A 13433-nucleotide genomic window follows, 5' to 3' on the forward strand; every position below is an offset into this window, starting at 1 on the left:
GAGTTGTGTTTTAAAGCATTTATCAAAATCATCATTTATTTTTTACAATCAAGTATATGGCACCCTGTTTTTCAGTTGGTTAGTCCCGGCGGGACGGCATATTAGTAACCAAGGACGTAAGTCCTTGGTTTAAAACAAATAGATATAATACAAAACCCCACAAAATCATATAGAACCGTAAAAATTATCAATTACGACTGGACACTAAATAAGTATTATTCGAGTTAATCCAAATCATTCGTTAATTTTGTGATAATTTCACGGGGACACCTCCCAATTTTAGTAGTTTAGTGTCCTAAAAAAAAGTAATTTCCCTTTTGAATGAATAGTAACGCATTGTTTCTCACAAAGAATATACAACTACTTAAGCGATTAGGGATTATTTTGTTGATGATGACCATTGCGCGTCTTGTCTTTTACTTTGTAAATTCAGATGCTTTTACAGATGTGAAATTATATGATTTTTTCGTCGGAATTTGGATGGACTCAATTGCAATTGGAATGTACACCATTCCTTTTTATATATTATCTCTTTTGCCCCTTCCTTATTATCATCAAAAATGGTATCAAATCGTTTTAAAAACAATCTTTCATATCACAAATTCAATCATGATTGCTTTGAATTTGATTGATGTTGAGTATTTTAAATTCACTGCAAAAAGAAGTACAGCAGACTTATTTTCTATGGTTTCAACGGGAAATGACATGAATCAACTACTTGTGACATTTATGGTTGATTTTTGGTGGTTGATTTTATTGTTTATCACACTGATTTTCATCAGTAATTGGCTGTATAACAAAACAATAAACTACGAAAAGAAAAAGAGAAATCTGTATGTTGATATATTGAATTTCATTATTGTCTTTGCAGCTATTTTCATAGTTGGAAGAGGCGGATTAGCTTACCGACCAGCTGATATGTTAACAGCTTCTCAATTAACGAATCCTGATAAAACAGCCCTTGTAGCCAATACTCCACTTTCGATTATAAAAACAATTGGGAAATCTTCCTTAATCGAACAAAACTTCTTTGAAGAAGGAAGTAGTAAAATATATTCACCGATACGCAAGGGAACAACCAAACACCAATTGCGAAAGGACGTGAACGTAATGGTAATTATACTAGAGAGTTTTGGCAATGAATGGATTGGGAAAAAGACAGGGGGAGAATTCACTCCATTCTTAGATTCCTTATTGGATCAATCGCTTTATTTTGATAATGCATTTGCCAATGGAAAGAAGTCAATAGAAGCTGTTCCGGCCATTTTTGCTGGAATACCAAGTATGTTGGATAATCCATATATTTCTTCTTCATACGGAACGAATTCTATTACTGCATTGCCTCAATTGTTAAAAGAAAAAGGATATTCTTCAGCATTTTATCATGGCGCAACAAATGGTTCAATGAAGTTTGATGTTTTCGCAGCTCATCTAGGATTTGATCATTATTTTGGTAGAAAAGAATACGGAAATGAAGACCATACAGATGAAACTTGGGGAGTTTTGGACGAGTATTTTATGCCATGGACGGCACAATCAATTACCAAGGAATTAAAAGAACCTTTTTTGGCTGGCTTATTTTCTTTGTCATCTCATCACCCTTATTTTGTGCCAGAAGAATACAGAGCTAAATTACCGAGCGGAAAACATCCTATGGCGAAATCTATTGCTTATGCAGACATGAGTTTGCGCTTATTCTTTCAGGAAGCAAAAAAACAACCTTGGTATGAGAATACTGTTTTTGTGATTTGTGCAGATCATACACCAGCCGGAACATCCGTTCGCTATAACAGAAGAATTGGTATGTATCAAATTCCGATTGCTTTTTATGATCCTCAAGGTCAAATACAACCCGAAGTGAATAGTCAACTGTTTAATCAAATTGATATAATGCCAAGCATTTTAGATTTAACAGGATATTCAAAGGATACTTATACTTTTGGGAATTCTTATTTATCCAATGATAATCAAGTTCCTTTTTCAATAAATTATATTGCCAATTCTCACATGCTTTTTAAAGGTGATTATATGTTGAATTTTGTTTTAGATAAACCTACTGGATTATACAATTACAAATCAGACACCTTAATGAAATTTGATTCACTTTCTTACTACCCAGAAGTAAAGAAAGAAATGACACAACAATTAAAAGGAATTATTCAGCGTTATAACCACGACTTGATTCACAATACCATGAAGTTAAAATGAAAAAAAGTATTCGTTTTATAATAAACCCTATCTCTGGGATTGGTAAGAAAAATATTTTACCAGAATTGATTCAAGAACATTTGGATCATTCAGCGTTTACTTACGACATTGTATTCACGGAACACAGAGGTCACGCGAGGACATTGAGCCAAGAAGCTGCTGAAAAAGGAATTGACATTGTTTGCGTTGCAGGTGGTGATGGTTCAGTAAATGAAGCCGGCACAGCTTTGATTAACACAAAAACAGCCTTAGCAATTCTGCCAACAGGATCCGGTAATGGAATTGCACGACACTTGGGTTTATCATTGAAGTTAAAGTCGATGATTCAGCGCATCAATGAATATAAATTAGATACTATTGACACGGTATCACTCAATAGTAGAAAGGCAATTGGCGTTTCGGGGTTTGGTTTTGATGCTTTAATTGCCAAAAGATTTGACGAATATCATACCCGTGGATTTTTAAGTTATGCTAAGCTTGTTTTAAAAGAATTCAGACATTACGAAGGAATAAGCGTGGTTTTAAATGATAATGAAGAATACTCGAACCTATTGTTTTGTAGTATCGCCAATACTTCCCAATTCGGTAACGGATTTTATATCTCACCCGAAGCAGACATTAAAGATGGTCAATTTGATATCGTTTTTATAGAGCTTCCTCCTATTTTTGGATTTGTTGGATTACTTATTTCGTCTATTCGTGGAACGGTTCATAAATCGAAATATGTGAAATTAGTTCAAACTAATGAAGCCAGTATTCGTGTTAAAAGTAGCACTGCGCATATAGATGGTGAACCCATAGACTTTAAAGATTTATCGATTAATTTAAAAAGTAATCCGGCTTCTTTATCTGTTATAGTATGATAGAAAAATTACATTCTTCTTGGAAAAAAGTACTCAGTGAAGAAATTTCTAAACCTTATTTTGAAGCTTTAGAAAAATCAATAGACGAGGAATACAAATTACACACTTGCTTTCCTAAAAAAGAAGATCTTTTCGCTGCATTTAATTTTACACCTCTTGATAAAGTAAAAGTCGTGATCATTGGTCAAGATCCTTATCACGGAATTGGTCAAGCCAACGGATTGTGTTTTTCAGTTAATCCTGACATCGCTCCTCCTCCATCGTTAATCAATATTTTTAAGGAATTAAATCAAGACCTTGCAGTTCCAATTCCAAACAATGGAGATTTATCAAGATGGGCAAAACAAGGCGTACTTTTATTGAATGCAACTTTAACTGTGCGAGCTCATGAAGCAGGTTCACACCAGAAAAAAGGTTGGGAAACCTTCACAGATCAAGTTATAAAATCGATATCCGATGAAAAAGAAAATGTGATTTTTCTACTTTGGGGAGGTTTCGCTAAAAAGAAAGCAAAACTTATTGATTCCGAGAAACACCCTGTTTTAATGAGCGGACATCCTTCGCCACTAAGCGCTAACCGAGGATATTGGTTGGGAAACAAACATTTTAGTCAGGTGAATGAAATTTTGAAGGGATTGGGAGAAGATAAGATTGAATGGTAGAGAATTGAATATCAATACGCTACCGATGATTTCGTCGCCTTCGACAAGCTAGTCACCGAAGAATAATCCGTTGACTAGCCTGTCGAAGGCAATGTAGGCAAATAGAAAAAAGTTTTGAAAAGACTTAATGCTGTATTCGTTTTAATCTTTCATCAACGTTTAGTCTAATAAAGTCTACTACTTCAACTTTTCCAAAATCTTTGTACAAAGGATTCAAGATAATATTAGATTCCAAGCTAACAATAGTGGACGGTACTTTTAATGCAAACATATTTCGATCTTTTGCAAGGTTTGTAAATAATTCAGTAGTACTAGAAGAGTAAGGATATTGACTCCACCTTTCTGGAAGTTCTTTTAATTCTTGAATTAAAAATTCATTCGGAAACTTTATTTTAGCAACTAATAATTCTTTGGGTAAGTTTGAAATATTTTCAGAGTGTACATAATATTCTAACAAAGCTAAAGAAATGTTTTCTGAACAATAAACAGCACGAGTACCCACTTCATTCCATCTCCCACCAACTTTTTCAGCTCCAATCCCAGTTAGTGTCGCCTCCTTATACTTCACATTAGCAATTCGATATACAATCATTAGCTATACACATTATATTGAATTCTAACTATCTCATTCTCGACAATTTCAAATCCAAAACTACTGTCCAATAATTCAAAAGGTTTCTTATTACCTAAGGCCTTTGATGGAGTCATTAACCAGTTTTTAAAGTTTTCTTTAGCATCAAAAACCTCATAACCTTGACCAAATAAACGAGCTAGCTTATAAATTCTTTCAGATGTTTCTTTATCATAAATAGATTTTTTCTGCATGCTACTTATCGATGTAGGCAAAATGAATTCCAGCTCTTTTTCTGATAACCCAATTATGGCTAATAAATGCTTCCATTCCGGTTTTTTCACACCTTCTCTAATACGGTTGATTAATTCTAATTTGTATTCTGGGGAATCCTTAGAGTTTTCAACCACCCAAGAAGGTGAGAATTTTGAAAAATTAAGCGCATTGATATCAGAATTTGATTTCTTACCTTTTCGTTGAGCGCTTAGCCTCTTAGAAGATTTTGACAATTTCGAATCCATGATTGTATTTTTACAAGTATCTAGTGGTAAATATACAATATTAATAGCTCATACCAATGACTGCGTTTGCCAAAGTCAACAGAATAGTTTGAAACGAAGTTATTCCGCGGTGACTGAGCGAAGTCGAAGGCTCCGCACTCACAAAAATTTTTCATCTTCCTGTCCTTAAATTTTTCCGTTCTCCACAAAACTATAATATCCAGTATCTGCGATTATCAAATGATCTATGATAGGCAAATCAATTAATTTCCCAAATTGAATTAATCTTTTGGTTAAATCGAGGTCTTGACTACTTGGCATTAATCTTCCTGAAGGATGATTGTGGAGCAGAATACAAGAAGACGCTTTCATGTCTAAGAGTTCTTTAAATATTAGTTTTCCATCGGCTACTGTTCCTGATCTCCCTCCTTTTGAAACGAGTTTATTTCCTAATATTCTATTGCTTCGTGATAAACCTAAAACCCTGAACTCTTCATGTTCTAAGTCTTGGAAATCTGATTTAACGTAATTGTAAGCATCTATAGCCTGACTGACTTTTGGAGGTATTGGAATTTCATCCGAAGCTCTTCGGCGACCTAATTCCATCACTGCGATAATACTAATGGCTTTGGCATCTCCAACACCTGAGAATTTCATCAGATCAACCTGACTCATTTTTCCCAGTTTATAAAGACTGTCATCATTGGCTACTAAAATTTCTTTTGCTAATTCAACAGCAGATTTGTTTCTTGTTCCAGAACCCAGTACAATTGCTATTAATTCAGCATTTGTTAAAGATGCTCTTCCAATGTTTTGAAGCTTCTCTCTTGGCCTATCTTCCTCAGCCCAAGACTTGATTGTTGTGTTATTTACATACATAATTTTGATTTAGGTTATATTAAGGTAGTGAAATATGTGAGATTGACAATTTTTTTGAGAATTTGTTTTTTTGTGAATTCGTGGATTCACAAAAAATAGACATATTTAAAACCACAACATTCTATAACTATAAAACGCTCATTTCTATTCCTCGTCATATTTTTTATTGGTGATACTTTAATTATTAAGACTTCAAAAAAATAATGATCCGATTCTGCAAGCTCTGTTCATTCCTAAAAAGAGTAAACCTTTAATATCAGCAAGATCACTCATTAAAATTTATTTGCAACAAGTTCGCAAAATAATTTTAGCAAGACATGTCATCCTTTAATCAAAAAATCTGTGATTGTAGTGATTGAAGGATCCTTCAGTTGACGGAGAGCTTTTGTTGGAGAACTTAGCCCTTGTGCTTTATAATACGTCAGGACATCTTTTTAAAAACTTATTGAAGTGAAAATAAAACCAACAACATGATGAGAATAATTAGAACTGCTCCCTAAAAGACAACTATAAACCAAAAAAAAATGCTGCTCCATATTGGAACAGCATTTTAAATATATTTCTAATTGTTTGAATTAGAATTTTCGTTAGCTAGACGCATGAAGATTTTTAGAAAGTAAGTTGACTTTTGTCAATGTCTTTTTAAAAATCAATTGCAACGAAGTTAACGGACATTCTAAACAAACTAAGCGTTTGCTTTTCTTCTGATTAAATTCAACGCAGAACCCGCTCTAAACCACTCAATTTGTTGTGCATTATAAGTATGATTCAATTTGATTTGATCTTTTGAACCATCTTTATGCTCAACCTCTAGCGTTAATTGTTTGTCTGGTGCGAATTCATTTAAATCAGTCAAGTTGAAAGTATCATCTTCTTTGATTTTGTCATAATCTGCTTCAGTTGCGAACGTTAAACCTAACATCCCTTGTTTTTTCAAGTTAGTTTCGTGGATACGCGCAAATGATTTTACGATTACTGCAATCACACCTAAGAAACGTGGCTCCATTGCTGCGTGCTCACGAGAAGAACCTTCTCCATAATTATGGTCACCCACAACGATTGATTGAATTCCAGCTGCTTTGTATGCACGACCTGTTGCAGGAACTTCTCCCTTTTCACCAGTCAATTGATTCACTACTGAGTTTGTCGCTTTACCGTATGCATTAACCGCACCAATTAAACAGTTATTTGAAATATTATCTAAGTGTCCACGGTAACGTAACCAAGGTCCAGCCATAGAAATATGGTCAGTAGTACATTTTCCGAATGCTTTGATTAACAACTTCATTCCAGTGATGTTTTCACCATTCCAAGGCTCGAAAGGAGTCAATAATTGTAAACGATCTGAATCTGGATTTACAACCACATTGATTCCGCTACCATCTTTTGCTGGTTCTTGATATCCGTTGTCTTCTACATCAAATCCTTTTTCTGGTAATTCAATTCCAGTTGGTGGATCCAATTTAATCTCTTCTCCATCTGCATTCGTTAAAGTATCCGTTAAAGGATTAAAGTCCAAACGACCAGCGATTGCCATTGCAGCAACTAATTCTGGTGATGTAACGAAAGCATGAGTATTTGGATTTCCATCAGCACGCTTAGAGAAGTTTCTGTTGAAAGAATGAATAATTGTATTCTTTTCTTGCTTATCTGCACCTGCTCTGTCCCATTGTCCAATACAAGGTCCACAAGCATTTGTAAAGATAGTTGCATCTAAATCTTCAAATACACCTAATAAACCATCACGTTCTGCAGTAAATCTTACTTGCTCAGAACCTGGATTGATTCCTAATTCAGAAACCGTTTTTAATTTTTTATCGACTGCTTGTTTTGCAATTGAAGCTGCACGTGTTAAATCCTCGTAAGAAGAGTTCGTACAAGAACCAATTAATCCCCATTCGATATCTAATGGCCAACCATTTTTCTTAGCTACTTCTCCTAATTTGTCAATTGGAGTTGCTAAATCTGGCGTAAACGGTCCATTTACGTGTGGCATTAATTCGCTCAAGTTAATTTCAATTACTTGGTCGAAATATTTTTCTGGTTCTGCGTAAACTTCAGCATCACCTGTTAAATGTTCAGCTACTTTATCAGCCAACTCAACAACGTCTGCACGTCCAGTTGCTGTTAAATAGCGACGCATAGAATCATCGTAACCAAAAGTTGAAGTTGTTGCTCCAATTTCAGCTCCCATGTTACAAATTGTTCCTTTTCCTGTTGCAGAAAGTGATTTAGCACCTTCTCCGAAATATTCTACTATACAACCAGTTCCACCTTTTACAGTAAGAATTCCAGCCACTTTAAGAATAACATCTTTAGAAGCTGTCCAACCGCTCAGTTTTCCAGTTAATTTAATTCCGATTAATTTTGGAAATTTCAATTCCCAAGGCATTCCTGCCATAACATCAACAGCATCAGCACCACCAACACCAATTGCTACCATTCCTAAACCACCTGCGTTAACAGTGTGAGAATCTGTACCAATCATCATTCCACCTGGGAATGCGTAATTTTCTAAAACTACTTGGTGAATAATTCCTGCGCCTGGCTTCCAAAATCCAATTCCGTATTTATCACATACAGAACTTAGGAAATTAAATACCTCATGATTTTTATTTAAGCTTTCTTGTAAATCCTTGTCAGCTCCAATTTTGGCTTGGATAAGGTGATCACAATGTGCAGTTGAAGGTACAGAAACTTTACTTTTTCCTGCTTGCATAAATTGCAATAAAGCCATTTGAGCTGTTGCATCTTGCATAGCCACTCTGTCAGGTGCAAAATCAACGTAAGAACCTCCACGTTTGAATTCTGTATCTGCAGCACCATCCCAAAGGTGAGTGTAAAGAATTTTCTCTGACAAAGTCAAAGGTTTGTTTACTATCTTTCTTGCCGCAGCTATACGTTCAGGGTATCGCTCGTAAACGGCTTTAATCATATCAATATCAAAGGCCATAATCTATTATTTTATAATTAAAATTTAATTTTTTTAAGCATTGCGAAGATAGCAAATTAAGGCTTTAATAGCAAGCTACGTAGTGCTTTTATGAAAAACTATTATTTTTAGCTGCTCGGAATATTCTTTACAAATATGTGTTTTGAGCGACTATTTGGTGCTTGACGTTCTTCAATTTGAACTGTTCCTATAGAATCCATCAAAGGTGTCAGTTTGTAAAAACCGAAGTTACGTGGATCAAAATTAGGCTGTTTCTTATTAATTAAAGAACCAACATCACCCAAAAATGCCCAACCATCATCATCTGCACAATCGTAGATTGATTGACGAATTAAACGTGTAACTTCTGGAGTTAAGTTTTGAACTGTTTTTTTCGCTTTCGCCTTAACTTTACCTTTTCCTTTCTTTTCATCTTTTTCATCAACTTCATCTGCTTTTAGAATCTCTAAATAGATGAATTTATCACAAGCGACAATAAAAGGTTCTGGTGTTTTTTTCTCCCCTATTCCAATCACGTATTGACTAGACTCTCTCAATCGAGTGGCTAATCTGGTGAAATCTGAATCTGAAGACACGATACAAAAACCATCCGTTTTACCGCCATAGAGAATATCCATAGCGTCGATAATCATTGCTGAATCGGTGGCGTTTTTACCTTGTGTATAACCATATTGTTGTATCGGTTGAATGGCATTTTCTAATAGAAGATTTTTCCATTTTGATAAATGCGGCTTTGTCCAATCTCCGTAAATTCTTTTAATTGATGGTGTTCCATACTTTGCGATTTCTTCCATCATTTCCTTGATGTATCTACTAGGTACGTTATCTCCGTCTATCAGTACGGCTAAATTTGAGTCTTTTTTCATATATTTTAATTTGATTTAGAAATGCTTATCCCTTTTTCCAGAATTGCCACCATTTCTTTGATTTTGTTGTTGGAACTTCATCATCTTCAGTTTTACCTTTAGATTTATCTCCTCCAAATGTTTCTATTTCATTACCATATTCATCAAAAACATGATTTTCAATTAATTCATCTTTTTTATAATAGGCTTGTCTTTTGAGTTTATTGTCAGGAAAACGTTCGATAAACTCACCATGCTTCATTCCTTTTTTATATGTTTCAAGCGATTGAATGTGACCCTGGATATAAAAGGATTTGAATGTACCTTCTTTAACGTCATCAGCCCAGTTTTCAGTTTTTAAAAGGTTTCCGTCATTATAGTAATATTTCCATTCCCCTTCTTTTTTACCTTGCTTATAAAGTCGTTCTTGAAGAATGTTCCCTTCGTAAGTGTATTCAATATATGCACCGTCAAAAAGTCCAGCTTTATAATTTATTTCAGTCTTTACTCTTGAATCTAAATAATAATCTGTTTTTAAACCATCCAATAAACCATTTGCATAGTTTTCTATTTTAAATGTATCATTTTGGTAGACAGCATATTCAATAAATCTATCGGCATTATCAATGGTTATTTTAAACTTTTCAGTTCCTGTTTTGTACTGTCTGTAAAAAATAGATTGTCCATGTTTTGCACCATTCAAATAGTTGATGTGCCAAGCAACCAATCCGCTTGTGTCATTATAGAAAGTCCATCTTCCATTTTCTTGACCAACTATATGATTTCTTACTACTTGTGGACAACCAGATTGGTAATAAGTTGTATCAATTCCGTCTACTTTTCCACCTGAAAAATGTACCAAACGCTCTCGTAAACCATTCATGTGGCATGTTTCACAATCTCCTGAGTATGGATTCCCAGATGTACGTGTAAGCACAAGTTTTGAATCTTGATCTACTTCAAGGTTTTCGTTACAATCTACAATATTGTCGCCATCCTTACATTCCCAATTGACATATTTTTTACCTAGTCTTTCGGCAGCTTTAGTAAAACAAGGAGCTCTTCTAACATCACCAATTTGTGAAAATACTACTGATGATATTATAATAATTAGGAATGTAAGACTACTTTTCATCATGCTGTTTCTTCGAGTTGTTTAAATGCTTCAATAAATTCTGGAAAAACTTTCACACTAGACTTACTTCTAAAATCAAAACAAACCAATTTTGATGCTCCTGTTGTGCGCAATTCGCCTTCTACAGTAACTTTATATCCAAATGTGAAACTTTTATCTCCAATTTCAATTAAATGTAGAGAAATTTCAGGAAAATCATGTAAGAAAATTGGTTTTAAATAAGTAACCTCATTTTTCACGAGTAATGTTCCTTGCTTTTTGTAATCCCAATCAGCTCCTACTAATTGACCAAAATAATGCATTCTTGCTTGTTCGAAATAACTGAGGTAAACCGCGTTGTTAACGTGTCCCATCATGTCGCAATCTGCAAATCTAACTTGAATTTTTGTTGGCTTAATCATTTATCTAATTTTGTGTATTTTGAATTATTACTAATAAACTCAGGTACTATATGTTTCATCTGTTTTACTATCGCTTCATTATTCTGATCTTCAAATAAAACTATTAGTTTTTCTATTTCATCAATCACACCATCTGGACTAGGACGATTTCTTGCTCTTAAAATTTGAGCATGATGTGTCGGTAATGCATTTTCTTGATCAGCTAAAAGCTCTTCATATAGCTTTTCACCGGGTCTTAATCCTGAAATATTGATTTCTATATCTTTATCAAGTTCTAAGCCTGATAAGCGAATCATTTTCTTAGCGAGATCAATAATCTTGATTGGTTTACCCATATCGAAAACAAATATTTCTCCCCCATCTCCCATTGCTCCAGCTTCTAGCACCAATTGACAAGCTTCTGGAATGGTCATGAAATATCGGGTAACATTGATATCCGTCACTGTTAAAGGCCCTCCTTGTTCAATTTGTTTTTTAAACAAAGGAATTACAGAACCATTAGAACCCAAGACATTCCCAAATCGAGTGGTTACATATTGCGTTTCAGAATTTTCATTTTTTCTTTGGGCATATATTTCTGCTATTCTTTTTGAAGCGCCCATCACATTTGTTGGGTTTACCGCTTTGTCTGTAGAAATAATCACCATCTTCTCTACCTTATATTCATCTGCTAAATCAACGATAGTTTTCGTCCCTAACACATTGGTTTTAATCGATTCAGACGGGTTGTCTTCCATCAAAGGTACATGCTTATAAGCAGCGGCATGAAATACAATTTTAGGCTGAAGCGTTTTAAAAAGATTCTTCATTCTATTGTGGTCATAAACACTACCAATAACGATTTCAACATTATCGGCCAATCCATTTGAAATTAAATCAATATGTAAATCGTAAAGTCCAGACTCCCATTGATCCAATAAAATTATTTTTTTTGGCTTGTAATTAATTACTTGTCTAGCTATTCCACTTCCGATTGAGCCAGCAGCTCCTGTAATTAATATTACCTTATCCTTGATTTGATTTTTTACCACTTCAACTTCTAAACTTATCGGATCTCTGCCCAACAAATCATCGATGTTGATTTTACGAATTTGATTTAAACTGAATTCACCATTGATCCATTTCTGGAAACTAGGAACACGTTTTATGTCAACATTCTTTTCTAAACACAATTCAACAATTTCTGTAATACTATTTTTATCAGGATTTTGAATTGCTACAATCAATTCTGTTACATTGTGTTTATCAATAAGTGAAGCTAAGTTTTTAGTATAGTAAATTGAAGTTCCTTCAAGTCTATTTCCTTCTAGCTTCTTGTTATTATCAACAAAACCAATGATTTTAGAATGAATTTTTGGATCCTTTTCAATTGTTCTTTTAGTTATTAATCCAGATACTCCAGCACCATAGATAATAATATTCTTTCGCTCTTCGTCCTTGGGTTTGGTTAGTTCATAATACAATATCTTGACCGTAAAACGAAGTCCAATCATTAATAACAATGAAGCTAGAAACTCAACAATAATGATTGAAATAGGCAGCACAAACTTTCCATCAAAAAAGTTAAAGCGAACAACACTAGCAACAGCAATAGTTAAACTGTAGGCCAGTAAAGCGAAAAATATTCTTTTCACATCTTCTAGCGAAGTGTGCCGTACTATGCCTTTGTGTATTTTAAAAATGTAGAATACGACAGGTTTAAGAAGAATGACGAATAATAGAACGTTTTTAAGATTTTTCCATTCTATTGCTACAGTTTCCTGATCAGCATAAAAATCGAAACGAATTAAATAAGCTAAAGTCAAAGCTATGATAGCGATGAAAATATCCATCATCATAACAACCCAACGAGGAGTATTGTCAATGTTTAGGATACTAGCAGTAAATTTAATTCTATTCATATTTTTAATAAATTAATGACTGCAGCCTTTTAATCTTATAAAACCAAATTTTATTTATTTCCGGCGGAGTATTAAAATATAAAATTAGTGTTGAAATACATTAATTATGATTCAAAAACTTCTTTCAATTCACCTGTCATGTGGTTGAATAAATTCGTAAGTGGTTTTTTAACCATCATTTTCAAAAAGGCATTTACTTCACCATCAAAGGCGATGTGTCCTTCTGTTTTACCGTCTAAGTCATTTAAATGAATAGATAACTTAAATGGAAAAGGAGATTTTTCACCAGAAACCATTTGAATTTCTTTGTTTGAACTCAAACCATTTTGGATCAAAGAAATTGTAATTCCTCCTTGCACTTTAAAAGAGCAATCTGTAGCTGTTCCTTTAAAATCTTTCACCTCATTTTTTGGCAACAATTCACCAAGATTCTCAGTGTTTTTTAAATATTCGAACACCTTATCGATTGGTGCGTTAACGATTGACTTATTGCTATCTATTTTCATTTTCTGCTA

General features: G+C 34.0%; 12 protein-coding genes. 3 read left to right on the plus strand and 9 right to left on the minus strand.

Annotated features, from left to right (window positions below; translation table 11 throughout):
• Positions 1–321 precede the first annotated feature (321 nt).
• Genes ERX46_RS04455 through ung form a run of 3 tightly spaced genes read left to right on the plus strand, consistent with a single transcriptional unit; the run spans position 322 to position 3733 of the window.
• Complete coding sequence (locus ERX46_RS04455) at positions 322–2208, plus strand: LTA synthase family protein (RefSeq protein WP_130092640.1); 1887 nt, start codon at positions 322–324, stop codon at positions 2206–2208.
• Positions 2205–3071 carry a diacylglycerol/lipid kinase family protein gene (locus ERX46_RS04460; protein WP_130092641.1) on the plus strand — a complete coding sequence of 289 codons (867 nt, stop codon included), beginning with the start codon at positions 2205–2207 and terminating at the stop codon, positions 3069–3071. Before ERX46_RS04455 ends, ERX46_RS04460 begins: the two co-directional genes overlap by 4 nt.
• Entirely contained in the window at positions 3068–3733 is a 666-nt protein-coding gene (gene ung, locus ERX46_RS04465; protein WP_130092642.1) for a uracil-DNA glycosylase, read from the plus strand. The genes ERX46_RS04460 and ung overlap by 4 nt, the downstream gene beginning before the upstream one ends.
• A 124-nt stretch (positions 3734–3857) precedes the next feature.
• On the opposite strand, the gene ERX46_RS04470 is transcribed toward ung, so the two are convergent.
• The 9 genes from ERX46_RS04470 to ERX46_RS04510 all read right to left on the minus strand — a co-directional run bounded on the left by ERX46_RS04470 (position 3858) and on the right by ERX46_RS04510 (position 13424).
• Positions 3858–4325 carry an RES family NAD+ phosphorylase gene (locus ERX46_RS04470; RefSeq protein WP_130092643.1) on the minus strand — a complete coding sequence of 156 codons (468 nt, stop codon included), beginning with the start codon at positions 4323–4325 and terminating at the stop codon, positions 3858–3860.
• Positions 4325–4825, minus strand: coding sequence for a type II RES/Xre toxin-antitoxin system antitoxin (gene parS, locus ERX46_RS04475; RefSeq protein ID WP_130092644.1), 501 nt, complete (start codon positions 4823–4825; stop codon positions 4325–4327). Before parS ends, ERX46_RS04470 begins: the two co-directional genes overlap by 1 nt.
• Before the next feature lie 165 nt (positions 4826–4990).
• Positions 4991–5683: a RadC family protein gene (gene radC, locus ERX46_RS04480; protein ID WP_207214120.1), complete on the minus strand. Its 693-nt coding sequence runs from the start codon at positions 5681–5683 to the stop codon at positions 4991–4993.
• A gap of 685 nt (positions 5684–6368) precedes the next feature.
• Complete coding sequence (locus tag ERX46_RS04485) at positions 6369–8636, minus strand: aconitate hydratase (protein WP_130092646.1); 2268 nt, start codon at positions 8634–8636, stop codon at positions 6369–6371.
• A gap of 107 nt (positions 8637–8743) precedes the next feature.
• A complete protein-coding gene (locus tag ERX46_RS04490) occupies positions 8744–9502 on the minus strand; it encodes an NYN domain-containing protein (RefSeq protein ID WP_130092647.1) in 759 nt (252 codons plus the stop codon).
• Between the two features lie 25 nt (positions 9503–9527).
• Positions 9528–10616, minus strand: a complete 1089-nt coding sequence (locus ERX46_RS04495) for a toxin-antitoxin system YwqK family antitoxin (RefSeq protein ID WP_207214121.1) — start codon at positions 10614–10616, stop codon at positions 9528–9530.
• Positions 10616–11017, minus strand: a complete 402-nt coding sequence (locus ERX46_RS04500) for an acyl-CoA thioesterase (protein ID WP_130092649.1) — start codon at positions 11015–11017, stop codon at positions 10616–10618. The genes ERX46_RS04495 and ERX46_RS04500 overlap by 1 nt, the downstream gene beginning before the upstream one ends.
• A complete protein-coding gene (locus ERX46_RS04505) occupies positions 11014–12918 on the minus strand; it encodes a polysaccharide biosynthesis protein (protein ID WP_130092650.1) in 1905 nt (634 codons plus the stop codon). Before ERX46_RS04505 ends, ERX46_RS04500 begins: the two co-directional genes overlap by 4 nt.
• Positions 12919–13022: 104 nt before the next feature.
• Entirely contained in the window at positions 13023–13424 is a 402-nt protein-coding gene (locus ERX46_RS04510; protein ID WP_130092651.1) for a hypothetical protein, read from the minus strand.
• Positions 13425–13433: the final 9 nt, after the last annotated feature.

It is taken from the genome of Brumimicrobium glaciale (assembly GCF_004152935.1).
GTDB lineage: Bacteria > Bacteroidota > Bacteroidia > Flavobacteriales_D > Crocinitomicaceae > Brumimicrobium > Brumimicrobium glaciale.